This window comes from Hydrogenophaga sp. L99 (assembly GCF_058731905.1).
In genome coordinates, this window is sequence record NZ_CM178972.1 from 1441474 (window position 1) to 1466408 (window position 24935).

The following is a 24935-nucleotide window of genomic DNA, read 5'->3' on the forward strand; positions in this document are numbered from 1 at the left end:
AACGGTCCAGTTGGACCGTTTTTTGTTGGTGCTGCAGTTGCGCCCCGAGGCTCAGGGCCGTCCAGCGCCCAGCTGCGCTTTGGGGCACCCCAAGGCCGACGAAATTTCCGCCGCCGTGGCGCGGAGTTTGGGCACCCAGTTCTCGTCAATGCGATCGGCCGGTGCCGAGATGGACAGGCCGGCCACCAGCTTGCATTGGTCGTCGTAAATGCCTGCCGCCATGCAACGCACCCCCATCTCCAGCTCTTCGTTGTCCCGCGCCACCCCGGCCTGGCGGCATTGGGTCAGTTCACGCTCCAGCGTTGCCAGCTGGGTCAGGCTGTTGCGTGTGTTGCCCACGAGACCTGTGCGCGTAGCGTAGGCGCGCACGCGTTGCGGGTCGTCTGCCGCCAAAAATAATTTTCCGACCGAGGTGAGGTGCAGCGGTGCACGGCCGCCTATTGCCCTGACCACCTGCATGCCAGAGCGTTCGCTGTAGGCACGCTCAACGTACACAATTTCGTCGCCTTGGCGCATGCTCAGGTTGACCGGTTGCTGGATCAGTTTGTGCAGTTCGCGCATGGGAACCAGGGCCGCGTCGCGCACGCTCAGGCGTGCCTTCACCAGATTGCCCAGCTCCAGCAACCGCATGCCGAGGCGGTAACTGCCCGCTTCGGGACGGTCAACAAAGCGGCCAATGGTCAGATCGTTCAGGATGCGGTGCGCCGTCGATGGGTGCAGCCCGGTCTTTTCGCTGATTTCCTTCAGCGAAACCGGCTCTTCTCGTGAGGCCAGCACTTCCAGCAGATTGAACATGCGTTCAATCACCTGTACGGTGGGCGTGGTGGGCAGTTGGTCGGATCGTTTGGTCATGGGCTCTGCAGTGGTTGTTTTTATTTTACGAGATGAAATTGCACCCCGCCACATGGCCCGTAGCAGCGTGGCGCTTCGGTCTGGATCGGACGGTCCGGCTGCGATCCAGCCGCTGGGATCACACGCTGTCGCGGACCCAATCGCCGTCGATCAGCAGTTCGTGTGGCCGGTAGCCGGCCTTGTAGTTCATCTTGCTGCTCTGAGCAATCCAGTATCCCAGGTACACATAGGGCAGGCCCAGCGCGCGCGCCTGTTCAATCTGCCACAGCACGCCGTAGGTGCCATAACTGGACCGCCCGTCGGGTTCGTAGAAGGTGTAGACAGCGGACAAACCGTCGTTCAAGACGTCGACGATGGAAACCATTTTTAATGGACCGGGCTCGCCATCGGCCCCAGGCTCGTAAAACTCGACCAAACGGGAATTCACGCGGCTTTGCAGCAAAAACTGCGTGTACTGGTCGATGCTGTCGTGGTCCATGCCACCGCCCGCATGCCGGCTGTTTTGGTAGCGCAGGTAGAGCTGGTAGTGCTCGGGCACATAACAAAGCTTGAGCACCCGGGTTTGCAGCGCCGCGTGTTGCGCTAGGCTGCGCTTTTGGCTGCGGCTGGGGGTGAAGTCGGCAACGGGTATCCGCAACGGCACACAGGCTTTGCAGCCATCGCAATACGGCCGGTAGGTGAACATGCCGCTGCGGCGAAACCCGCGGGTCACAAGGTCCGAATAGGCGTCGTTGTGAATCAGGTGGCTGGGCGTGGCCACTTGCGAGCGGGCTTGGCGGCCCGGCAAGTAGCTGCAGGGGTAGGGCGCCGTGGCATAAAACTGCAGCGCTTGAAGCGGGAGTTCTTTGAGGTGCGTCACGCGGGTGGGCTGTGTTCGCTGAACAATTTTTGCCAGTATATCGGCTCAAATTCCCAGCGCGGCGCAGCGTGTTGCGTGGCCCTTTTGATGTGCTGGCTAAAGGTTTGGCGCGGCATGAGTTCACCACCCAATGCGGCCAGGTGCGGGGTGTCTTGCTGGCAGTCGATCAGCGGAATTTGCTGGGCTCGGCAAAACGCGACCAGCGCCGCCAGGGCGATTTTGGATGCGTTGCTTTGCCGGCTGAACATGGATTCACCGAACACCATGGCGCCGAGGTTGATGGCGTAGAGCCCGCCCACCAGCTCACCGTCTATCCAGGTCTCCACGCTGTGCGCTACGCCCGCCTGGTGCAGCCGAAGGTAGGCTTGCACCATGGCCGGCAGAATCCAGGTGCCATCTTGGCCTGCACGGGGCACCAAAGCACAGCTGCGTATCACCCGTTCAAAGTCGTGGTCAAAACGGATCTCCAGTCGGCCGGCGTGCAGCAGGCTCTGGATGGTCTTGCGCAACGAGCGGTGCAGACGAAACGCGTCGGTGCGCAGCACCATGCGGGGGTCGGTGCTCCACCACAAAATGGGCTGGCCTGCGCTGTACCAGGGAAATATGCCTTGCGAGTAGGCCGACACAAGTGTCGCAACGTCCAGCACGCCCCCAGCAGCCAGCAACCCCGGTGCGGGGTCGAGCGGGCCCCAGGCCATTTCCACCGGTGGAAATGCCTGGCCCGGTTCCAGCCAGGGCAGGGTGGGGGTTGCTGGGTTGTGGGACATGTTTCTATTGTGCCGTCAGGTACCTGTGCGCCAGCGTGAACCGAGCGGTTGCGCTTTGCGGGCTGCTCAGCTTCAGACACTGGCCAACCATTCGTACATCGTCAGGTGGCCGATTTGCCTCGCCATACGCGCTGTACACCAAGGGCTGCAGCAATACCCACCGCATCAGCCAGAAGATCGAGCCAGTCACCATAACGCCAGCCTGTGGCTGACTGGGCCAATTCAATGGCACCCCCGGCCAGCAGCAGGCCCGTGCCGATGTGATACGGCGACTTTTTGGGGTAGGCCGACAGGGCAAGCCAGGTCAAACCCAGGAAGCCCAGCGCATGCTGCGCCTTGTCCCAGAAATTGAACACCGGGGGCAACATGGCACCGGGCATGAGCGAAAGCGCAATGACCGTGACCAAGGCGCACCAGAAGGCGGTCTTTTTCATGCCGGCACAGGCTGCCGTTTTGCGTGGTCTGCGCCCATGCCTGTGGCCCGCTCGGTCGGCCAGCGGCGATTCATTTCTTTTTCACAAAACCATAGATCACCAGCAACAACACCGCGCCGATGACGGACGCGATGAAGCCGGCTGCCTGGCCGGGTGCATACAGACCCAGCGCCGCCCCGAGGTAGCTCGCGACAAATGAGCCCGCTACACCCAGTACGGCGGTCATGATCCAGCCCATGCCGTCTTCACCCGGTTTGATGGCCCGAGCGATGAAGCCTGCAATGAGGCCAATGAAAAGCGTGCCGAGTATGGACATCATGTGGAGACCCTGATTCGTTGAAAGGATGACGGGCTAGCACCCGCCGCAAACGCCGCTCAACTGTATCGAACATCGAGCGGTTGGTTCACCACCGACGGCAGTGAAGCACAAAGACGCCGATCCAGGCGTGTGCCCTGTCACTGTTCTGTGGTGATCAGGCGCCTGGAGGTCACCCGCTCAAGCGCTGGCGGCTTCAATGGCCTCGGTCAGTTCCAGCCAGCGCGCCTCCAGCGTGTCGTTTTCATCGTTCACCGCTTTGAGGCGCCGCCCGGAGTCTGCGATGTCGCTGCTGTTCATCGGCTGGCTCAAAGCGGTTTCCAGCTTGGTCTTTTCTTGCGCCAGCAAAGCCATGCGTTTTTCGGTTTGTTCCAGCTCTTTCTTCAATGGCCGGGTTTTTTCGGCCACCTGCTGGCGACGCAGGGCGTCTTGTCGGCGCTGCTCCGGGCTGCGGCTGGTGAGCGACTGAAGGTCCACCGCATTTGAAACTGGCACAGGTGCTGCTATCACCACCGCCGCCTTGTCGTTGGCTCTGGGCGCTGGGAGCGCTGCCACCACAGGCGCACTGCTGCGCTGTTGGTCGCGCTGCTCTTGGCGCTGGGCTTCGCGGGACTGCTTGGCCATGTCGAGCAGATAGCGCTGGTAGTCGTCCAGATCGCCGTCAAACGGCTCAATGCCGCCGCGGGAAACCAGCCAGAACTCGTCACACACGGCGCGCAGCAAGGCGCGGTCGTGGCTGACCAGCATGACGGTGCCTTCAAACTCGTTGAGCGCCATGGAAAGCGCTTCGCGCGTGGCCAGGTCCAGGTGGTTGGTGGGTTCGTCCAGCAGCAGCAGGTTGGGGCGCTGCCACACGATCATGCACAGCACCAGGCGGGCTTTTTCGCCGCCGCTCATGCTGCCCACCGCCTGTTTCACCTGGTCGCCTGTGAAGTTGAAGCTGCCCAGGAACCCGCGCAGGTCTTGCTCGCGCGTGGCCTGGCCGCTCAGGCGGCCTTCTGCGGTGCACTCACGCACCAGGCGAATCATGTGTTCCAGCGGCGTGTCGGCCGGGCGCAGCACGTCAAGCTCTTGCTGCGCAAAGTAGCCAATGTTGAGGCCTTTGCCTTCGGTGATGGTGCCGGCCAGCGCCTGCAGGTCGCGCGCAATGGTCTTCACCACGGTGGACTTGCCCTGGCCGTTGGCACCCAGAATGCCGATGCGTTGCCCTGCCAGCACCGATTTGCTGACGTTGCGCACGATCAGCGTGGGCTCGCAGCCTTCCACCGCTGGGGGGTAGCCAAAGCTCACGTCCTGCATGGCCAGCATGGGGTTGGGCAGGTTCTGCGGCTCGCTGAACTCGAAGGTGAATTCGGCGTCGGCCAGCACCGGGCCAATTTTCTCCATGCGCTCCAGCGCTTTCACGCGGCTTTGCGCCTGCTTGGCCTTGCTGGCCTTGGCCTTGAAGCGGTCAATGAACTTTTGCAGGTGCGCCATCTTGTCCTGCTGCTTGGAATAGGCGGTGGCCTGCAGCGCCATTTGCTCGGCGCGCATGTCTTCAAAGCGGCTGTAGTTGCCGCCATAGCGCGTGAGCTGGGCGCGCTCAATGTGGATGGTGACGTCGGTCACGGCGTCCAGAAATTCGCGGTCGTGGCTGATCACGAGCATGGTGCCTTCGTAGCGTTTGAGCCAGGCTTCGAGCCACACCAGAGCGTCCAGGTCCAAGTGGTTGGTGGGTTCGTCAAGCAGCAGCAAGTCGCTCGGGCACATCAGCGCGCGGGCGAGTTGCAGGCGCATGCGCCAGCCGCCCGAGAAGCTGTTGACCGGGTGCTCCAGCTCGTCGGTGCGAAAACCCAGGCCCAGAATGAGCGCTTGCGCGCGCGCCGGTGCGTCGTGGGCGCCAGCGTCGTGCAGCGCCATGTAGGCGTTGGCCATGCGCTCGCCGTCGCCACTTTCTTCGGCGGCGGCCACTTCGGTCTGGGCTGCCAGCAGCGTCACATCGCCTTCAATGACGAACTGGGTAGCGGGCATGTCGGTTTCAGGCATGTCCTGGGCCACCTGCGCCATGCGCCACTGGGCTGGCACGTAAAAGTCGCCTCTGTCTTCATGCAGTGTGTGGTTGAGCAGGCCAAACAGGCTGGACTTGCCTGCGCCGTTGCGGCCCACTAGGCCAACTTTTTCACCGGGGTTGATGGTGCAGGAGGCGCCGTCGAGCAGGACCTTCGTGCCGCGACGAAGGACAAGGTTTTTGAGCGTGATCATGGATGGGGCGAGGGCGATGCTGCCAGCGCCGAAAGAGAGTCAAAGGTGAGAAGGAGGACCTGGTCGTCGCCAGCGCTGGTGCTGAGCCAGACGGTTTCCAGTTGCGGGAAGGCCGCTTCGAAATGTTCGCGCTCGTTGCCAATTTCAAGCACCAGCACGCCCTGTGCGCTCAGCCGCGCGGGCAGGTCACGCAGCAAGGCGCGGATGAAATCCATGCCGTCAGCGCCACCGGCCAGCGCGAGTTCAGGCTCGGCCCGGTATTCGGCGGGCAGGGCGTCCATGCTGGCTGCGTTCACATAGGGCGGGTTGCACAGCACCAGGTCCCAGGGGCCAGGACAGGCCGCGAGGCCGTCGGACTCGATGAGGTTGATGCGGTCTCGCAGGCCGTGCTGGTCCACGTTGATGTGGGCCACGGCCAGTGCGTCGGTGGAAATGTCGGCGCCGGTGACCTGCACGTCAGGCCAGGCCAGGGCCGCCAGCACTGCCAGGCTGCCGTTGCCGGTGCACAGGTCCAGTACCGTGCGGGTATGTGCGCCCAGCCAGTGGTCAATGCTGCCTTCGGCAATCAGCTCGGCAATGAAACTGCGCGGGACGATGGCGCGGCGGTCCACATAAAACGGCACACCCTGCAACCAGGCTTCTTGCGTGAGGTAGGCCGCGGGTTCGCGGGTGTCGATGCGGCGCTGCACAAGCGCGCGCACAGCGACCTGCTGTTCGGGTGAAATGGGCTCGTCGGCCAGCGCGTCCAGGTCGCTGTCCAGCGGCAGGCCGAGTTGCCACAGCACCAGCCAGGCGGCCTCGTCCTGGGCGTTGGTGGTGCCGTGGCCGTAGGCCAGCTGGGCCGCATCGAGGCTGTGGGTGGCTTCGGTCAGAAGTTGTTGCAGTTTCAAAAGGATGTCCGGTGGAGCGTTCAGCGGCTGGCGCTGGCCTCTTGGGCCAGGTTGTCCAGGGTGCGCCGGTAAATGTTTTTCAAGGGTTCGATGTCGGCCACGGACACGCACTCGTCGATTTTGTGGATGGTGGCGTTGGGTGGGCCCAGTTCGATCACCTGCGGGCAGACCTGGGCGATGAAGCGCCCGTCGCTGGTGCCGCCGGTGGTTGACAGCTGGGTGTCCAGCCCGGTTTCGGCGTCAATGGCTGCCCGCACGGCGTCCACCAGGGTGCCGGGCGCGGTGAGGAACGGCAAGCCGCCCACGGTCCAGGCCAGGTCGTAGTCGGCACCCGCCTGCAGACTGTGGCGCCCAAGGATGTCGGCCACGCGCTGCTGCAGGCCCTCGGGGGTGGATTCGGTGGAAAAACGGAAATTGAAGTCCACCACCACGGTGCCCGGGATGACGTTGCTCGCTCCCGTGCCGCCGTGGATATTGCTGATCTGCCAGCTGGTGGGCGGGAAATAGGCATTACCGGCGTCCCAGGCCGTGGCGGCCAGCTCGGCCAGGGCCGGTGCCGCCATGTGGATGGGGTTTTTGGCCATGTGGGGGTAGGCAATGTGGCCCTGAATGCCCTTAACCGTGAGCTTGCCGCTCATGGTGCCGCGGCGGCCGTTCTTGATCATGTCGCCGGTGCGCTCCACCGACGTGGGCTCGCCCACAATGCACCAGTCCATGCGCTCGTTGCGGCGCTGCAGCTCGCGGCACACCACCACGGTGCCATCCAGCGCTGGGCCTTCTTCGTCGCTGGTGAGCAAAAAAGCGATGTCAATGGCCGGGTTGGGCTGGGCGGCCACGAATTCTTCACAAGCCACCACCATGGCCGCGAGTGAGGCTTTCATGTCGCTGGCGCCGCGGCCAAAGAGCTTGCCGTCGCGGTGCGTGGGCACAAACGGGTCGCTGGACCAGGCGGTGGTGGGGCCGGTGGGCACCACGTCGGTGTGGCCCGCGAAGATGAGGGTGGGTTGCTGGCCTTGCCCCAAGCGCGCCCAGAGGTTGATGACCCGGAAGTCGGCCGGGCCGCTTTCGATGGTCTCGCAAACGAAACCCAGCGCTGACAGGCGGCTGGCGATCACCGCCTGGCAACCCTCGTCCTTGGGGGTGACAGAGGGCCGTGCAATCAGTTCTTCGGTCAGGCGCAGGGTGGCATTCATAGGATCAGAATTTCACGTCGAGCGTGAACTCGGTAAAGGTGGCGTTGTCGCCATGGTCGTCTTCCGACGGCGTGGCCGTCTGGTTGGATTTCGACGCATTGAAGTCGTTTTGCAGCCGCCACAACAGGTTGCTGGGCGAGTCCGCGTGGGCCAGGCCCTCGTTGCGCGACACCAGACCGTCGTTGATGAGGCGGGCCAGATCTTGCTCGAAGCTTTGCGAGCCTTCAGCCATCGACTTTTCCATGGCTTCGCGCACGCCTGAAAAATCCGCTTTCTGAATCAGGTCGGAAATCAACGCGGTGTTCAGCATCACCTCCATGGCCGGCACGCGCCCGCCGGTGTGGGTGCGCATGAGCCGCTGCGAAACAATGGACCGCAGCGCAGAGGCCAGGTCACCCAGCATGGTGGGGCGCACCTCCACCGGGTAAAAACTCAAAATACGGTTGAGCGCCTGGTAGCTGTTGTTGGCGTGCATGGTGGCCAGGCACAAATGGCCCGACTGCGCGTACGCAATGGCCGCCGACATGGTTTCGCGGTCGCGAATCTCGCCGATCAGGATCACATCGGGCGCCTGACGCAAGGCGTTTTTCAGACCGACTTGCAGCGAAGCCGTGTCGGTGCCAATCTCGCGCTGGTTGACCACCGACTTTTTGTTGCGGTAGACGTATTCGATCGGGTCTTCAATGGTGAGGATGTGGCCCGTGGCGCGGTCGTTGCGGTGGTCGATCATGGCCGCCAACGTGGTCGTCTTGCCGGCACCGGTGGCGCCCACCATCAGCACCAGGCCGCGCTTTTCCATCACCAGATCACCCAGGATGGTCGGCACGTTGAGCGAGTCCAGCGCAGGCACTTCGCCAGGCACAAACCGGATCACCACCGCATAGTTGCCGCGCTGGCGAAAGGCGCTCACGCGGAAGTTGCCCACGCCCTCCAGCGGCACCGCCATGTTGAGCTCGCCGGTTTCCACCAACTCTTCCATGCGTGTGGCCGGCACAATTTCAGCCAGCAGGTTGCGCGGCGCATCGGGTGGCAGCACCTGGCTGTTCACCGCGATGGTCTGTCCGTTGATCTTGATCATGGCCGGCGCGTGCGCCGACAGGTACACGTCCGAAGCCTTCTTCTCAGCCATCAGGCGCAGGATGCGCTCCATCGTTCCGCTGCTCATGCCGTGTCCTTAACTGAAGAAAAAAACCATACGTGACCGGAGTACGTGCCTTCACCCAGAACATCGCGGATCTGGCTTGGCCAGTCCGCAGATGTTGCCCCTCGAGGGGCGGAGCGCAGCGACGGGGGTGGGCCAAATTCAGTCGCGAAGCAGGTCGTTCAGGCTGGTTTTGCTGCGCGTCTGCGCGTCCACGCGCTTGACGATGATGGCCGCGTACAGGCTGTACTTGCCGCCGTCTTTGGGCAGACTGCCGCTGATGACCACCGAACCCGACGGGATGCGGCCGTAGCTCACTTCGCCGGTGGCGCGGTCGTAAATGGGGGTGCTCTGGCCAATGTAGACGCCCATGGAGATCACCGAGTTTTCTTCCACCACCACGCCTTCAACCACCTCGGAGCGCGCGCCGATGAAGCAGTTGTCTTCAATGATGGTGGGGCCGGCCTGCAGCGGCTCCAGCACGCCGCCAATGCCGACGCCGCCTGAGAGGTGCACGTTTTTGCCGATCTGAGCGCAAGAGCCCACGGTGGCCCAGGTGTCCACCATGGTGTTTTCGTCCACGTAGGCGCCAATGTTCACGTAGCTGGGCATCAGGATCGCGCCCTTGGCTATGAAGCTGCCGCGGCGGGCCACGGCTGGGGGCACCACGCGCACGCCGGTCGCCTTCATTTCGGCCTCCGACAGGTGGGCAAACTTGGTCTGCACCTTGTCGTAAAACGCCAGGTCGCCGCTGCGCATCATTTCGTTGTCTTTCAGGCGGAACGACAGCAGCACGGCCTTTTTGATCCACTGGTGCACCGTCCACTGGCCCACGGCTTCGCGGGTGGCCACGCGCAGCTTGCCCACGTTGAGCTCTGCAATCACGTGTTCCACGGCGTCCAGCACCTCTTTGGGGGCCGAAGCGGGGGAGAGTTCGGCGCGGTTGTCCCAGGCGGTGTCGATCAGGGTTTGCAGTTGTTGGGTCATGGATTCAGGCTCTGTAGTAAAGATGCGGTGAAAAGAAAAGGGGTCAGGGGTCAGTCGTTGTGGAACACAAACGCGTTGATGCGCCCTGCGGCTTCCAGGCATTCGGCGGGCTCGGCCACCAGCGCCATACGGATGCGGGCCTTGCCCGGGTTGACGCCGGCCACTTCGCGGGCCAGGTAACTGCCCGGCAAAACCGTCACATTGTATTGAGCCAGCAATTCGCGGGCGAAGGCTTCGTCGGCCGTGAGCCCGGGTAGGCGGCCTTCAAACACCTCGGGCACCTCGGCCCACAGGTAAAAAGCGGCGTCGGGCAGGGCCACGTCCAGCACTTGCGCCATCACCGGCGTCACTTGGGCAAATTTTTCGCGGTACTGGCGGCGGTTGTCCACCACGTGGGCTTCGTCGTTCCAGGCCGCCACGCTGGCGGCTTGCACGGCTGGGCTCATGGCGCCGCCATGGTAAGTGCGGTAGAGCAAAAAAGGTTTGATGAGCGCTGCGTCGCCCGCCACAAAGCCACTGCGCAGGCCCGGCACGTTGCTGCGCTTGGACAGGCTGGTGAACATGACCAGGTTCTTGAAGTCGGTGCGCCCCAGTTTCAGCGCTGCTTCCAGCCCGCCCAGCGGCGGTTCGTCGCGGAAGTAAATTTCGCTGTAGCACTCGTCCGACGCAATCACGAAGCCAAAACGGTCGCTCAGGTCAAACAGCTTTTTCCACTCGTCCAGCGGCATCACGGCGCCGGTGGGGTTACCGGGCGAGCACACAAAGACCAGCTGCGTTTGTGCCCACACCGCTTCGGGCACGCTGTCCCAGTCCACCGCGAAATTGCGGGCCGGGTCGCTGGCCACGTAGTGCGGGCGGGCACCGCTCAGCAGCGCCGCCCCTTCGTAAATTTGGTAGAACGGGTTGGGAAACACCAGCGTGGCGCCTGGCTGGGTCGGGTCAATCACCGTCTGGGCAAAGGCAAACAGGGCTTCGCGCGAGCCGTTCACCGGCAGCACCTGGGTGGCCGGGTTCACGCTCACGCCATAACGGCGCTGCAACCAAGCGGCGCAGGCTTCGCGCAGCGCGGGTTCGCCTGCGGTGGCGGGGTAGGTGGTCAGGCCGGTGTCGAGCGCGGCGGCCAGGGCCTGCTTCAAAAAGTCGGGTGTGGCGTGTTTGGGTTCGCCAATGCCCAGGCTGATGGGGCGGTAGTCCGGGTTGGGGGTGACGTCGGCAAACAGCTTGCGCAGCCGCTCGAAGGGGTAGGGCTGCAATAGGGACAACTTGGGATTCATGGCGTGCATTATCCGAGATTGCCCATTGGGGTCGGGTGGGCTGGTGGATGCCGTTGCGAGTCAGTTGTGTCCCGGCTGAGAAGGCCATGGCTTGTGCCATGGCCGCCGAAGAGGGGCAAAAATGGCCGCAACGGCGCCGCCAGCACCCCAACAGCACCGAAGGTGCGCCCAATGGACAACCTCGGATTTTCCCAAGGCACGCAGGAGGGCCGCTGGCGCGGGGCGCCTTCGGGCTTTGGGGTGGGTGGACACGGTATCATGCGCGTTGCGGTCCGGCCCCTGTGTGGGGAGGATTTTCGTTACAAATCAAACAGTTAGCCTTCCGCGACCGAATCCCCGTGCGCCTCAATTCGATCAAGTTATCCGGGTTCAAGTCCTTCGCTGAGCCGACCAACTTCATGCTCCCCGGTCAGCTGGTGGGCGTGGTGGGGCCCAATGGTTGCGGCAAGTCCAACATCATGGACGCGGTGCGCTGGGTGCTGGGCGAGTCCAAAGCGTCCGAGCTGCGTGGCGAGTCCATGCAGGACGTGATCTTCAACGGCACCAACACCCGCAAGCCCGCCAGCCGTTCCAGCGTGGAGCTGGTGTTTGACAACGCCGACCACCGCGCTGGCGGCCAGTGGGGACAGTTTGGTGAAATTGCGGTCAAGCGCGTGCTCACGCGCGACGGCACCAGCAGCTACTACATCAACAACCAGCCCGTGCGCCGGCGCGACGTGCAAGACGTGTTTTTGGGCACCGGCCTGGGCCCGCGCGCCTACGCCATCATTGGCCAGGGCACCATCAGCCGCATCATTGAAAGCAAGCCTGAAGAGCTGCGCCTGTTTCTCGAAGAAGCCGCCGGCGTTTCAAAATACAAAGAGCGCCGCCGCGAAACCGCGCACCGCCTGGCCGACACGCGCGAAAACCTCACGCGGGTCGAAGACATCTTGCGCGAACTTAACGCCAACCTCGACAAGCTGGAAAAGCAGGCCGAGGTGGCGGCACGCTACAAAACCCTACAAGCCGGCGCCACGCTCAAACAGCACCAGCTGTGGTTTTTGAAGCGCAGCGAGGCCGACGCCGACCAGGCCAAGGTGAAAAACGACGCCGCGCAGGCGCTCAACGACCTGGAGTCGCGCACGGCCGACTTGCGCCGTGTGGAATCCGAGCTGGAAACCATCCGGCAGGCGCACTACGCCGCTGGCGACCAGGTGAACCAGGCGCAGGGCAAGCTCTACGAAGCCACTGCCGAGGTGGGCAAGCTGGAAGCGGAGATTCGCTTTGTGGTGGAAGGCCGCCAGCGGGTAGAGCAACGCTTGGTGCAGCTTAAAGAGCAGATCAGCGCCTGGAGCACGCGCAGCGAAGACGCCGGCGTGGAGCTGGAGCAACTGGCCGAAGCCATGCTGGACGCCGAGGACAAGTCGGTGGTGCTGGCAGCACAAGGCGAAGAGCAGGGCATGGCCCTGCCCGCGCTGGAAGACAACTTGCGCCAAACCCAGGCTCGCGCCAACGAACAGCGCGCCAGCGTGACGCAGGTGCAGCAGCAAATTCAGGTGCTGGCCGCCGAGCAGCGCAACATTGAAGAGCAAAGCCGCCAGCTCAACCAGCGCCGCGAGCGGTTGACCGCCGACCGGAACGCGCTGGCCGCGCCCGACGAAGGCCGTTTGCAGGAGGCACAGGCCCAGCTGGCCAGCGCGCAAGAGCTGACCGAACTGAACGACGCCGTGTTGCAGGAACTGCAAGACAGCGTGCCCCAGCTGGACGACGAGCGCCGCACCGCCCAGCAAGCGGTGAACCAGGAGTCGGCCCGGCAGTCCGAGCTGACCGCACGGCTGGAAGCGCTGAAGGCGCTGCAAGACAAGGTGCGTACCGACGGGAAGCTGCGGCCCTGGCTGGCCAAGCACGGGCTGGACGGCCTGCAAGCGCTCTGGAGCCGCCTGCACGTGGAGCCGGGCTGGGAAAACGCGCTGGAAGCCGCGCTGCGCGAGCGCCTCGGCGCGCTTGAGGTGTCGCGCCTGGACATGATGCGGGCCTTTGGCAACGACGCGCCGCCCGCCAAACTGGCTTTTTACAACCCGCCCGCCGGTGCTGCGCCCGTGCAGGCGGGTGCCAGCGCCACCGGCCTGAAGCCGCTGGCCAGCTGGCTGCGCCAGCAAGACGCGGCCCAGCAAGCCCTGCTGGGCGAGTGGCTGCACGGCTGCTTGACCGCCGCCACGCTGGAAGAAGCGCTGGCGCAGCGCAGCCATTTGCAGCCCGGTGAAGTCATTTTTGTGCCCGGTGGCCACGCCGTTACCGCCCACAGCCTGAGTTTTTACGCCCCCGACAGCGAGCAGGCCGGCCTGCTGGCCCGGGCGCAAGAAATTGAACACCTGGAAAAAGCCGTGCGCGCCCAGGTGCTCATGGCCGAGCAGGCCCGCACCGCGCTGGTGCGCGCCGAGGCCGCTTACGCCGACGCTTCGCAGCGCCTGGTGAGCGCCCGCCGCGATGCCGCCGAAGCTCGCACCCGCGCCCACGAACTGCAGGTGGAAGCCCTGCGCCTGGCCCAGCTGGCCGAGCAAACCCGCGCGCGCAGCCAGCAAATTGCCGGCGACATGGCCGAGGTGGATGCCCAGCTCGACGAGCTGCAAGAGCGCCGCGTGACCGCCGAAGCCCGCTTTGAAGAACTGGACATGCAGCTGGCCGACAGCCAGGAGCGCCACGCCCAGCTGGACGACAAAGTGATTGACGCCGAGCGCGCCCTGAACCAGGCCCGCGAGCAGCAACGCACGCTGGAGCGCACCGCCCAGGAAGCCACCTTTGCCCTGCGCAGCCTGCAAGCGCGCCAGGGCGAGCTGCAGCGTTCGCTGGAAACGGCCGCCAGCCAGGAAAAGTCGCTGGCCGACGAAGAGCAGCGCGCCCGCGACGAACTCGCCCGCCTGAACGACGCCGCCGCCCAAGGCGGGCTGCAAAGCGCGCTGGCCGTGAAGATGGAGCGCGAGCAGGCGCTGGGCACGCTGCGCAGCGACTACGACGGCCTCACCGCCAAACTGCGCGCCAGCGACGAACGCCGCCTGCAGCTGGAGCGCGAACTGGAGCCACTGCGCAACCGCATCACCGAATTCCAGCTCAAAGAGCAGGCTGCCCGCCTGGGCGTTGAGCAATACAGCCAGCTGCTGACCGAGGCCGAAGCCGACCTGGCCGCCGTGGCGCAAAGCGTGACCGAAGGCAACGTGCGCCTCACCGGGCTGCAAAGCGAGATTGACCGCATTCACCGCGAAATTCAGGCGCTGGGCGCGGTGAACCTGGCTGCGCTGGACGAACTGACCGCCGCCCGCGAGCGCAAAACCTTTTTGGACGCGCAGTCGGCCGACCTGGTGGAAGCCATGAACACGCTGGAAGACGCGATCAAGAAGATCGACGGCGAAACCCGCGAGCTGCTGGGCAGCACCTTTGAGACCGTCAACGGCCATTTCGGGCGCATGTTCCCCGAGCTGTTTGGTGGCGGCAACGCCCGCCTGGTGATGACCGGCGAAGAAATACTGGACGCCGGCGTGCAGGTGCTGGCGCAGCCACCCGGCAAGAAAAACCAGACCATTCACCTGCTTTCGGGCGGTGAAAAAGCGCTGACCGCCATTGCGCTGGTGTTTGCCATTTTTCAGCTCAACCCGGCGCCGTTTTGCTTGCTGGACGAGGTGGACGCGCCGCTGGACGACGCCAACACCGAACGCTACGCCAAGCTGGTGACCAGCATGAGCAAAAAAGGCACCCAGTTCCTGTTCATCAGCCACAACAAAATCGCCATGGAAATGGCCGAACAACTGATTGGCGTGACCATGCAAGAGCAGGGCGTTTCCCGTATCGTCGCGGTGGACATGGAGTCCGCCGCCGGCATGATTGAGTCCACCTAAAACCAAGTCCCAAGCACCATGAGCACACTGCAAATCAGTCTGGCCATCATCGGCGGTCTCGTGCTGGCGGGCGTGGTCGCCTACAACGCCTGGATCACACGCAAAAGCGCCCCGCGCACCGCCAGCGAGCGCGTGCAAGAAGGCCGTGGCGATGCCGCCGGTTTTGACGACACCGCCCCGGTGGCCGACAGCGGCGAAGCCCGCCCACGCGGCGACCACCGCATCGACCCGGTGCTGGGCGGCGAGTTTGAGAGCGACGGCAACGGCAGCGGCTCTGCCATGGCCGATGGCGAGCGCCTGCAGCCGCCGCCGGTGGTGCCGGTCACGCTCAACCATGTGGTCAACCCGCCCGAGAAAAAAGCCGGGCTTGACGCCCTGATCGACGTCATCACCCCGTTGTTGCTTGAAGGCGAGGTCTCGGGCGACGCCTTGCTGGCCGCGCTGCCCGGCACGCGCCGCGTGGGCAGCAAACCCTTTGCGGTGGAAGGGCTGAGCGAAGCCACGGGCGAGTGGGAAACGCCGCGCCTGGGCCAGCGCTACCGTGCTTTGCAGGCTGGTGTGCAGCTGGCCAACCGCTCGGGCGCACTCAACGACATTGAGTTTTCAGAGTTTGTGGTGAAGGCCCAGGCCTTTGCCGACGCGGTGGGCGCTGCGCCCGATTTCCCCGACATGCGCGCCGAAGTGGCCCGCGCCCGCGAGCTCGACGCCTTTGCCAGCGGCCACGACGCGCAACTGGGCTTCACCCTGCGCGCCCGCCGCGCCGCCTGGAGCCCCGGCTACGTGGCCCAGCACGCCGCCCGCCTGGGCTTTGTGGCGGGTGCCTTGCCCGGCCGCATGGTGCTGGCCGGCAGCCAGCACGGGCAAGCGCCCATTCTCAGCCTGGCGTTTGACCCCCAAGCCGCCATGGCCGACGACCCCGAACAAAGCGCTTTGCGCGACATTGCCCTGTCGCTGGAAGTGACCCACGTGCCGCGCAGCGAACAGCCGTTTGTGCGCATGCGCCAAGCCGCAGCCGCCTTGGCAGAAGCCATGGACGGTGTCATTACCGACGACGCCGGGCAGCTGCTGTCCACCGACACCATGGACCGCATCGGCGCCGACCTGGAAAGCCTGTACGACGCGCTGGACAGCCGCGACCTGGCGGCGGGTTCGGCGCAGGCTCGCCGATTGTTTAGTTAACCCCCCCGCGCCGCCTGCGGCGTCATCCCCCCCAGGGGGGGGGCAACGCTGGCGGCCCGGCGGAGCCGGTTCCGCAGCGTTCTGGGTCTGACTTCCCTTCAGATTCGAAGCATCTTGTTTATGACGACCCCTGACCTGTTTTCATTGCAGCCCACGCCGGCCGAGCGCGCGACCGAATTGCGCCAGCAGCTCAACCGCCACGCCCACCTGTACTACACGCTGGACGCGCCCGAGATTCCAGACGCCGAGTACGACCGGCTGTTTCGTGAGTTGCAGGCGCTGGAGGCTGCGCACCCCGAGCTGTTGACGCCGGATTCACCCACGCAGCGGGTGGGTGGCCGGGTGCTGGACGCCTTTACGCCGGTGCGCCACGCCGTACCCATGTTGTCCATCAACACCGAGACCGACACCGAACCCACCGGGGCGCAAAACTTCGACACCCGCGTGCGCCGCGCGCTCGGGCTGGGCGAGGCAGACGCGCCGCTGGAATATGTGGCCGAGCTGAAGTTTGACGGCCTGGCCATGAGCCTGTGGTATGAAAACGGCGTGCTGGTGCAGGCCGCCACCCGCGGCGACGGCGAGGTGGGCGAGGACGTCACGTCCAACATCCGCACCATCGGGCAGATTCCGCTGCGCTTGCCGGCCGATGCACCGCCCGTGCTGGAAGTGCGCGGCGAGGTTTACATGCGGCGCGACCACTTTGATGCCCTCAACGAAAAACAGCGCGCCAAGATCGCCGCTGGTGCCAAAGGCGAAAAAACCTTTGTGAACCCCCGCAACGCCGCCGCCGGCGCGGTGCGCCAGCTGGACTCGGGCATTGCAGCCCAGCGCCCACTGAGCTTTTTCGCCTACGGCCTGGGCGACATGACGCCGCCCGAGCAAGGCGGGCCGGTGTTTGACACCCACTTTCAACTGCTCATGCAGCTGAAAGCCTGGGGTTTCCCGGTGGCCGAGCAAACCACCATTGCCCACGGTGCCAGCGAGCTGGTGGCCTTTCACCAGCGTATCGGCGCAAGCCGCGACCAACTGCCCTACGACATCGACGGCGTCGTCTACAAGGTCAATTCGCTCGTGCTGCAGCGCCAGCTGGGCTTTGTCACCCGCGAACCGCGCTGGGCCGTGGCCCACAAATACCCGGCTCAAGAACAGCTCACCACCGTGCTCGCCATTGACGTGCAGGTGGGCCGCACCGGCAAGCTCACGCCCGTGGCCAAGCTCGCGCCCGTGTTTGTGGGCAACGTGACCGTGACCAACGCCACCCTGCACAACGAAGACGAAGCCCGCCGCAAAGACGTGCGCGTAGGCGATACCGTGATCGTGCGCCGCGCGGGCGACGTGATCCCCGAAGTGGTGGCCGTGTTGCCCGACAAACGCGTGGGCGACCCACCCCCGTTCACCATGCCGCACCAGTGCCCGGTGTGCGGCAGCGCCGCCGTGCGCGAAGAAGGCGAGGCCGACTACCGCTGCACCGGCGGCCTGTTCTGTGGCGCGCAGCGCAAAGAGGCCATTTTGCATTTCGCCCACCGCCGCGCCGTGGAAGTGGAAGGCCTGGGTGACAAACTGGTGGAGCAGCTGGTGGACGCGGGCGTGGTCAAAACCCTGCCCGACCTGTACCGCCTGGGCCTCACCGCCCTGGCCAGCCTCGACCGCATGGCCGACAAGTCGGCCCTGAACATACTGGCCGCGCTGGAAAAGTCCAAAACCACCACGCTGCCACGCTTTTTGTTCGGCCTGGGCATTCGCCACGTGGGCGAAGCCACCGCCAAAGAACTGGCCCGCCACTTCGGCCAGCTCGACCGCATCATGGACGCCACCGAAGAACAGCTGCTCGAAGTGAACGACGTGGGCCCCGTGGTGGCGCAAAGCATTCGCACCTTTTTTGACCAACCCCACAACCGCGAGGTGGTGGAGCAGCTGCGCGCCTGCGGCGTGCACTGGGAAGAGGGCGCCCCCGCCGAACGCGCCGCCCAGCCCCTAGCCGGCAAAACCTTCGTGCTCACCGGCACCTTCCCCACCCTAAGCCGCGACCAGGCCAAAGACCTGCTGGAAGCCGCAGGCGCCAAAGTGGCCGGCTCAGTCAGCAAAAAAACCGACTATGTGGTGGCAGGTGCAGAAGCTGGCAGCAAGCTGGACAAAGCGCAGGCGCTGGGAGTGGCTGTTATTGATGAGGTGGGGATGTTGGTGCTGCTGGGGCAGGGTTGACGCGATGAGGAAAAACCAACTTAACGAAATTGACAAACCTTTCTAGATAGTTCAAAATTTGGACGTCGCCACCGCTTGAGCACATGACCCATGTCCAGTCCCACGCAATCTTTCAATCTTTCACCCTCTATCGAAGAGCTCTACGCCAGAGTGCAACGAGAGCTGAAAAACGCCGATCCAGACATCAGAGCCCACGAAGTCTTCGATGATTTTTATCTTCAAGTGATTCGGAGCATCAGAAGCGCCGATGGGTCTCGTTTAAATAAAAGCTATTTGCAGTCGTTGCTTTTGCCTTTCGATCCAGCGCCGTGGAAAACTCAGCTTGATTCGTTATCTGCACTGATTACTTCAATACGTATTGCACTCCTTGCTCGATTGCTTGTGATGAAGCAGAACGCAGGGTTCACGCCGTTGACTCGGGCTATGCCTGTCCACGGTTTTTTTGAGAGCAGGGTCAACAAGCGCAACGCGCCATAACAGCGGGTATCAGTGAACTCAAATGAACACCTTGACTTTTCCCCTTTCTGTTGCTCTTGAACCCTCGACCCGCAATGCCGTCTCGTACGACCCTTACGCTAGCGAAGCGCAGACCGATGCGTTGTTGCGCTATGGTGCCGCCTACCGGCGCGATCGGATGCAGGCGGCCGACATGATCACCACCGATGAAGCTGCCGAACTGGTGGGTACCTCGCGCGTGACCATCAACGCTTGGATAAAGGCTGGCCGCTGCATCGGTGTGTCACACTTGCGGCGCGGCTTCAAGTTGCCCCGCTGGCAGTTCGAGCCGTTTGTGTTCCCGCACATCCAGCCGCTGTCGCAGGCACTGGGCACCGCCGATGGCTGGCCCTTGCTGGCCTTCCTGGAAAGCCCGCACCCGGCGCTGGACGGGCAGACGCCCCGTGTGGCCTTGGAGCAAGGTGTGGATGCGCAGCGCGTGCTGGGTCTCGCAACAGCAGAGGGACATTGATACCCCCTGCCCATGAATCTCAAAGAACTCAATCCTCCTCTTATTGAACTACCCTCCGGGCAGACATTTTTCCGGGTGCAGTTAATGCGCGCACGACCCGGCACGGTAAAAACGAATGGGCTGCTGCTACCGCCGGTAGGCGTGTTGTCCGGGCGTTTCTGCTTGCCCGATCAGCTCACGGCCTACCTGGCCGACAGTGCGGACACAGCACTGTTCGAGTCGCAGTTTCGTCGAGACACCAAGAGCCGAAGCCTTGTTGAACTGCGCAAACGCACCTTGCTCCAGCTCACTACAACGCAGCCCCTGCGGCTGGTGGATCTGCGTCCACTGGCTGAGCCCTATCCACTGCTGCTGAGTCTGCGTATCGAGCAGACCCAGGCGCTGGCGCTTGAATGCTTCAAAGCTGGACACCAAGGCTTGATTTATGCCTCCGCGCAGCACATGCAGCACGCTTGCGTCTGTCTGTTTCCTGGTGGTATCCCGGCCCTGAAACGTCGGCAGCAGTGGCCACTGGTTAAGCCGGGCACGCGACAGTTGCTGCATGTGGCGGTGAACGCTGCTCGCAGATCTGGGGTACCGCTGATGGAGGACGGTGCGTGACGTTGACGTTGTCCCTGCATGATCTCTCCGCCACCCCACGGCGCGCTTCGGACTTGGCGGTTCTGGTGCCCCCGATGGCCAGCCATTGCAGCGCGGTCACCTGATCGCCCCTGATCAGCAAGCCAAGCAGGGCGACCACGGCGGGTTCAGCATAGCGTAATGGGGTCAGGCACCGTATTTTGCCGTCGACCGATCGCCACGGGGTTGCAAACGCTTAACCAAAGGACGGCCAGTCGAGAGACGTTTTGAAACTCTGACAAACTGCTCCGCACGAAGACGGAATGGGCGAACGGACCGTTGGCGGTTGCATTGCATTCACTTGAACTTGTAATGGTCTCGGTTGAGCACCGCTGCCACGTCGCTCACTTCTTCGGGAAAAAGGCCCAGGTTCATGCTGGTGTTGCACATTTCCACCATGCCGCGCAACAGGCCGGCGGTGTTGATCTTGCCCAAGGGCTTGTACATGGCGCTGCCGTCGCCGCCCACTTTGCTGACGTGGCAGGCGACGCACTTGTGTTCGGCGATGAGTTTTTCACCGAGCGCCAGGTTGGCGTCTTTGAAGATTTCGGCGCCTTGGGCGCTGGCCTGGGTGCTGAAAAACACCAAGGAGCCGCCCAGCAGCACGGCGGTGGCGGCCCAGCGTAGCCGGTTGGAAACGGAGGGCAGAGAGTGAACGCGTGTTTGCATGGAAAATCCTCCGAAGCGGTTCAAAACTGCACTTTATAACGGCCCGGCCCAACACCCCACGGGGTAATCCATAACCCCAGAAACAGCAGCATGACCATTCACACCATCTTGAAAATGGGCGACCCGCGCCTGCTGCGCGTGGCGCAGCCTGTGGGCACTTTCAACACGCCCGAGCTGCACCGCCTGGTGGCCGACCTGCTGGACACCATGGCGGCGGCAAACGGCGCGGGCCTGGCGGCGCCGCAGATTGGGGTGGACTTGCAGGTGGTGATTTTTGGCACCGACGCGCCCAACCCGCGCTACCCCGACGCGCCGGTGGTGCCGCGCACGGTGTTGGTCAACCCGGTGATCACGCCGCTGGGCGACGAGGAGGAAGACGGGTGGGAGGGGTGTTTGTCGGTGCCGGGCCTGCGCGGCGTGGTGCCTCGCTTCAAGCGCATCCGTTACCAGGGGTTCGACGCGTTGGGCCAGGCGATTGACCGCGAGGCCGATGGCTTTCACGCCCGGGTGGTGCAGCACGAGTGCGACCACCTGTGGGGCAAGCTGTACCCGATGCGGGTGCGCGACTTCACGCGCTTTGGTTTTACCGAGGTGCTGTTTCCTGGGCTGGACGCGGGGGATGACGATTGAGGATCGATGCGGCCGGGAGTGGTATCCACCGTTCGCCCTGAGCTTGTCGAAGGGCTTAGACAAGCTCAGGGCGAACGGTGGGAAATTGGTCAACGAGCCGGCTTCATAGAACGCTGAAGACCCTCACCCCGGCCCTCTCACGCTACCGGGAGAGGGGGTGGGAGCGGGGAGTGCGGACGGCTCAGCCTTCCAGCGTTTCCAGCAACTCGGTTTCAATTTCAATTTGCCGCTTGTTCACCTGCAGCTGTGGTCCGCTGATGAGGAAGGTGTCTTCCACGCGCTCGCCCAGGGTGGTGATTTTGGCCAGTTGCACGCTGATTTCGTGGCGCGCCAGCACCCGTGAAATGCAATACAGCAGGCCGGCGCGGTCGCTGGCCGACACGCTGAGCAGCCAGCGCTGGGCTTTGTCGTCGGGGCGCAGGTCTACCCGGGGTGTCACGGGGAAGCTCTTGACGCGGCGCGACAGGCGGCCTTTCGTGGGGGTGGGCAGTGGCCCGCGCTCGTCAATGGTCTGGGCCAGGTTGTTTTCCACCATGGCGATGAGTTCGCGGTAGTGCTCTGACAGCGTGGGCGCCACCACCTGGAAGGTGTCGAGCGCGTGGCCGTTTTGCGTGGTGTGGATGCGCGCGTCCAGAATGCTGAAACCCGAGGTGTCAAAGTAACCGCAGATGCGGGCAAACAGGTCGTTTTGATCGGGTGCGTACACCAGCACCTGCAGGCCTTCGCCTTCGGGCGAGATGCGTGCGCGCACGATGCAGTGTTCGCCCGGCACGTTGTTGTCTGCGCTGGCTTCACCGTCGGGCGCAGCGGGGCGCTTGGCGGCGGCGCGGGCGTTTTGCGTGGCCTGCTGGTGGTTGGTTTGCGAGGCGGCTACGGCCAGCTGCTTGGTGAGTACCCGGGTGTGCCAGGCAATTTCGTCGGCCTGGTGGCGCATGAAGTAGCTCACGTCCAGCGTGTCCCACAGCGCTTTGTGCGCCAGGTGGGGCAGGGCGTGCAGCGCCAGCAGCGAAAGGGCTTCGCGTTTGCGGGCTTCCACCACGGCGCCGGGGTCGGGGGCGCGCCCGCCGAGCGCGCGCAGCGTGTAGCGGTACAGGTCTTCCAGCAGCTTGCCTTTCCAGGCGTTCCACACTTTGGGGCTTGTGCCTCGGATGTCGGCCACGGTGAGCAGGTACAGCGCGGTCAGGTAGCGCTCGTTGCCCACGCGCTTGGCAAAGGCGTTGATCACGTCCGGGTCGCTCAGGTCTTCCTTTTGCGCCATGCGGCTCATGGTCAGGTGTTCGGACACCAGAAACTCGATGAGCTGGCTGTCTTCGCGTGCTATGCCGTGCTGCCGGCAGAAGATGCGCACGTCTTTTGCGCCCAGGTCCGAGTGATCGCCGCCGCGGCCCTTGGCAATGTCGTGAAACAGCGCGGCAATGTAGAAGATCCACGGTTTGTCCCAGCCTGCGGCCAGCTGCGAGCAAAACGGGTATTCGTGCGAATGTTCGGCAATGAAGAAGCGGCGCACGTTGCGCAGCACCATCAAGATGTGCTGGTCCACGGTGTACACATGGAACAGGTCGTGCTGCATCTGCCCGACGATGTTGCGAAAAACCCAGAGGTAGCGCCCCAGCACCGAGGTCTGGTTCATCAGCCGCATGGCGTGGGTGATGCCTTCGGGCTGCTGCAGGATCTTCAGGAAGGTGGCACGGTTGACCGGGTCGGCGCGGAACTTCGCGTTCATCACCGGCCGCGCGTTGTAGAGCGCCCGCAGCGTGCGGGCCGACAAACCTTTGATGCCTACCGTGGTCTGGTAGATCAAAAAAGTTTCCAGAATGGCGTGGGGTTGCTGCACATACAGGTTGTCGTGCGCCACCTCCAGCATGCCGCCTTTGTCAAAAAAGCGTTCGTTCAGCGGGCGCCGGCGGTCCACGCCAGCGTCGTTGCTGCTCAGGCGCTCTTCAATGTTCAGCAGCAAAATCTGGTTGAGCTGGGTGACCGCTTTGGCCGCCCAGTAATAGCGCTTCATCAGCGCTTCGCTGGCGCGGCGCATGCCCCGGGCGTGCGGGGGCGTGTGCCCGCCCGGGCCGCTGGGGGTGATCACCGCCGGCACCTGCGCCTTGAAGCCAAACGACTCGGCCACGGCGGTTTGCAGGTCAAACACCAGCCGGTCTTCGCGGCGGTTGGCCAGCAGGTGCAGCCGGGCGCGAATGAGGCTGAGCAGGGCTTCGTTGGCCTTGATCTGGCGCGCTTCCAGCGGCGTGGCCAGGCCTTTGCGGGCCAGTTCGTCCCAGCTGCGGCCCAAGCCGGCCGCTTTGGCCACCCACAAGATGATCTGCAGGTCGCGCAGGCCGCCGGGCGACTCTTTGCAGTTGGGTTCCAGGGAATACGGCGTGTTTTCAAACTTGTTGTGGCGCTGGCGCATTTCCAGCGTTTTGGCCACAAAAAAGGCCTTGGGGTCCATCGCCTCGTTCAGCTGGCCCACCAGGGCATTGAACTGCGCTTTGCTGCCACAAAGCAGGCGGCATTCCAGTAGCGAGGTTTGCACCGTCACGTCTTTGGCGGCTTCTTCCACGCAGTCGGCGGCTGTTCGCACGCTGGAGCCAATTTCGAGGCCCACGTCCCAGCAAGACCCAATGAAACCTTCCAGCCGGGCCTTGAGCGTTTCGTCTTGCTCCGGCAGGCTGCCGTCGGGCAGCAGCACCAGCACGTCCACGTCAGAAAACGGAAACAGCTCACCACGGCCGTAGCCGCCCACCGCCATCAGGGTGAAACTGGGGCCAAAGCCGGCGTGGCTCCAGAGCGCGCTCAGGGTCTGGTCGGTCAGGCGTGTGAGGCGCTGCAAGGCGCTGCGTACGCCGCGCGAAGACGCGCCCTGCACACCCAGCCGCTCCAGAATGGCCGATTTTTCACTGCGGTAATGGAGGCGCAGCGCCCCAATGTCGCCTTTGGGGTCGCTCATGGCGTTCTCCTGGTGGCCGGTGGCCCGGTCAGACGGTGGCGGGAACTTGGTTCACAAAGGCGGGCACGGGCGGGCTGCCGGCCGAGAGCGTGAGCACCTCGTAGCCCGTGGGGGTGACCAAAATGGTGTGCTCCCATTGGGCCGAGAGCGAGCGGTCTTTGGTCACGATGGTCCAGCCGTCGCCCATTTCCTTGATGTCGCGCTTGCCCGCGTTGATCATGGGTTCGATGGTGAAGGTCATGCCGGCTTTCAGCTCTTCCAGCGTGCCGGGGCGGCCGTAGTGCAGCACCTGCGGGTCTTCGTGGAAGCGTTGCCCGATGCCGTGGCCGCAAAACTCGCGCACCACGGTGTAGCCGTTGCTTTCGGCAAAGGTTTGAATGGCGTGGCCAATGTCGCCCAAGCGCACGCCCGGTTTGACCATGGCAATGCCCTTCCACATGGCTTCAAAGGTGACGTGGCACAGGCGCTTTGCCTGGATGCTGCAGGCCGCTTCGCCGCCAATGAGGAACATGCGGCTGTTGTCGCCGTACCAGCCTTCGGGCGTGATCACGGTGACGTCGATGTTCAGGATGTCGCCTTTTTTCAACGGCTTTTCATTGGGAATGCCGTGGCACACCACCTGGTTGATGGACGTGCACAGGTGGCCGGGGTAGGGCGGGTAGCCGCTGGGCTGGTAGCCAATGGTGGCCGAGCGCGTGCCCTGCTGCTTCATGTATTCGGCCGCCAGGCGGTCGATTTCCAGCGTGGTCATGCCGGGCTGGATCAGCGGGGTCAGGTAGTCCAGCACTTCGGAGGCCAGTCGGCCGGCCACGCGCATGCCTGCGATGCCGGCTTCGTCTTTGTAGGTGATGCTCATGGGGCTGGATTATCCCACCGGGGCTGGGCGTGGTTGGCGGGGGTGGGCGG

General features: G+C 64.0%; 21 protein-coding genes. 7 read left to right on the plus strand and 14 right to left on the minus strand.

All coding sequences use genetic code 11. The features are described from left to right. Window positions 1-51: 51 nt before the first annotated feature. The 11 genes from AC4QBL_RS06830 to dapC all read right to left on the minus strand — a co-directional run bounded on the left by AC4QBL_RS06830 (window position 52) and on the right by dapC (window position 10954). Window positions 52-852 carry an IclR family transcriptional regulator gene (locus AC4QBL_RS06830; protein WP_472899279.1) on the minus strand — a complete coding sequence of 267 codons (801 nt, stop codon included), beginning with the start codon at window positions 850-852 and terminating at the stop codon, window positions 52-54. A gap of 118 nt (window positions 853-970) precedes the next feature. After that, on the minus strand, window positions 971-1711 hold the full coding sequence (locus tag AC4QBL_RS06835) for an arginyltransferase (RefSeq protein ID WP_472899280.1): 741 nt from the start codon (window positions 1709-1711) through the stop codon (window positions 971-973). After that, window positions 1708-2478, minus strand: a complete 771-nt coding sequence (aat, locus tag AC4QBL_RS06840; RefSeq protein ID WP_472899281.1) for a leucyl/phenylalanyl-tRNA--protein transferase — start codon at window positions 2476-2478, stop codon at window positions 1708-1710. Before aat ends, AC4QBL_RS06835 begins: the two co-directional genes overlap by 4 nt. A gap of 101 nt (window positions 2479-2579) precedes the next feature. After that, window positions 2580-2912, minus strand: coding sequence for a VanZ family protein (locus tag AC4QBL_RS06845; RefSeq protein WP_472899282.1), 333 nt, complete (start codon window positions 2910-2912; stop codon window positions 2580-2582). A gap of 70 nt (window positions 2913-2982) precedes the next feature. Further along, window positions 2983-3231, minus strand: a complete 249-nt coding sequence (locus AC4QBL_RS06850) for a GlsB/YeaQ/YmgE family stress response membrane protein (RefSeq protein ID WP_472899283.1) — start codon at window positions 3229-3231, stop codon at window positions 2983-2985. 177 nt (window positions 3232-3408) lie between these two features. Further along, window positions 3409-5469: an ABC-F family ATP-binding cassette domain-containing protein gene (locus AC4QBL_RS06855; RefSeq protein WP_472906322.1), complete on the minus strand. Its 2061-nt coding sequence runs from the start codon at window positions 5467-5469 to the stop codon at window positions 3409-3411. Next, a complete protein-coding gene (gene prmB, locus AC4QBL_RS06860) occupies window positions 5466-6359 on the minus strand; it encodes a 50S ribosomal protein L3 N(5)-glutamine methyltransferase (RefSeq protein ID WP_472906321.1) in 894 nt (297 codons plus the stop codon). The genes AC4QBL_RS06855 and prmB overlap by 4 nt, the downstream gene beginning before the upstream one ends. Before the next feature lie 20 nt (window positions 6360-6379). After that, window positions 6380-7552, minus strand: a complete 1173-nt coding sequence (gene dapE, locus AC4QBL_RS06865; protein ID WP_472906320.1) for a succinyl-diaminopimelate desuccinylase — start codon at window positions 7550-7552, stop codon at window positions 6380-6382. Between the two features lie 4 nt (window positions 7553-7556). Continuing rightward, a complete protein-coding gene (locus tag AC4QBL_RS06870; RefSeq protein ID WP_472899287.1) occupies window positions 7557-8717 on the minus strand; it encodes a PilT/PilU family type 4a pilus ATPase in 1161 nt (386 codons plus the stop codon). 138 nt (window positions 8718-8855) lie between these two features. After that, on the minus strand, window positions 8856-9680 hold the full coding sequence (dapD, locus tag AC4QBL_RS06875) for a 2,3,4,5-tetrahydropyridine-2,6-dicarboxylate N-succinyltransferase (protein WP_472906319.1): 825 nt from the start codon (window positions 9678-9680) through the stop codon (window positions 8856-8858). A 50-nt stretch (window positions 9681-9730) separates the two neighbouring features. Further along, the gene (gene dapC, locus AC4QBL_RS06880; protein WP_472899289.1) at window positions 9731-10954 is read right to left on the minus strand and encodes a succinyldiaminopimelate transaminase; all 1224 of its coding nucleotides are present in this window, start codon (window positions 10952-10954) and stop codon (window positions 9731-9733) included. A 338-nt stretch (window positions 10955-11292) separates the two neighbouring features. Here dapC and smc point away from each other — a divergent pair, with 338 nt between their 5' ends. From smc to AC4QBL_RS06910, 6 genes are all read left to right on the plus strand, one after another. Continuing rightward, window positions 11293-14823: a chromosome segregation protein SMC gene (gene smc, locus AC4QBL_RS06885; protein WP_472906318.1), complete on the plus strand. Its 3531-nt coding sequence runs from the start codon at window positions 11293-11295 to the stop codon at window positions 14821-14823. An 18-nt stretch (window positions 14824-14841) separates the two neighbouring features. Then, window positions 14842-16002 carry a cell division protein ZipA C-terminal FtsZ-binding domain-containing protein gene (locus AC4QBL_RS06890; protein WP_472906317.1) on the plus strand — a complete coding sequence of 387 codons (1161 nt, stop codon included), beginning with the start codon at window positions 14842-14844 and terminating at the stop codon, window positions 16000-16002. Between the two features lie 120 nt (window positions 16003-16122). After that, entirely contained in the window at window positions 16123-18204 is a 2082-nt protein-coding gene (ligA, locus tag AC4QBL_RS06895; RefSeq protein WP_472906316.1) for an NAD-dependent DNA ligase LigA, read from the plus strand. 90 nt (window positions 18205-18294) lie between these two features. Continuing rightward, complete coding sequence (locus tag AC4QBL_RS06900) at window positions 18295-18681, plus strand: hypothetical protein (RefSeq protein ID WP_472906315.1); 387 nt, start codon at window positions 18295-18297, stop codon at window positions 18679-18681. 22 nt (window positions 18682-18703) lie between these two features. Continuing rightward, window positions 18704-19171, plus strand: coding sequence for a MerR family transcriptional regulator (locus AC4QBL_RS06905; protein ID WP_472906314.1), 468 nt, complete (start codon window positions 18704-18706; stop codon window positions 19169-19171). Between the two features lie 12 nt (window positions 19172-19183). Continuing rightward, on the plus strand, window positions 19184-19771 hold the full coding sequence (locus tag AC4QBL_RS06910; RefSeq protein WP_472906313.1) for an RES family NAD+ phosphorylase: 588 nt from the start codon (window positions 19184-19186) through the stop codon (window positions 19769-19771). 315 nt (window positions 19772-20086) lie between these two features. On the opposite strand, the gene AC4QBL_RS06915 is transcribed toward AC4QBL_RS06910, so the two are convergent. After that, on the minus strand, window positions 20087-20458 hold the full coding sequence (locus AC4QBL_RS06915) for a hypothetical protein (protein ID WP_472901230.1): 372 nt from the start codon (window positions 20456-20458) through the stop codon (window positions 20087-20089). A gap of 90 nt (window positions 20459-20548) precedes the next feature. Here AC4QBL_RS06915 and def point away from each other — a divergent pair, with 90 nt between their 5' ends. Further along, the gene (gene def / locus AC4QBL_RS06920; RefSeq protein WP_472901231.1) at window positions 20549-21088 is read left to right on the plus strand and encodes a peptide deformylase; all 540 of its coding nucleotides are present in this window, start codon (window positions 20549-20551) and stop codon (window positions 21086-21088) included. Window positions 21089-21269: 181 nt separating this feature from the next. Here the strand turns inward: def and AC4QBL_RS06925 are convergent, their stop codons facing one another. Continuing rightward, window positions 21270-24029, minus strand: a complete 2760-nt coding sequence (locus tag AC4QBL_RS06925; protein WP_472906312.1) for a [protein-PII] uridylyltransferase — start codon at window positions 24027-24029, stop codon at window positions 21270-21272. A 28-nt stretch (window positions 24030-24057) separates the two neighbouring features. Further along, window positions 24058-24885, minus strand: a complete 828-nt coding sequence (gene map / locus AC4QBL_RS06930; protein WP_472901233.1) for a type I methionyl aminopeptidase — start codon at window positions 24883-24885, stop codon at window positions 24058-24060. Between the last annotated feature and the right edge of the window lie 50 nt (window positions 24886-24935).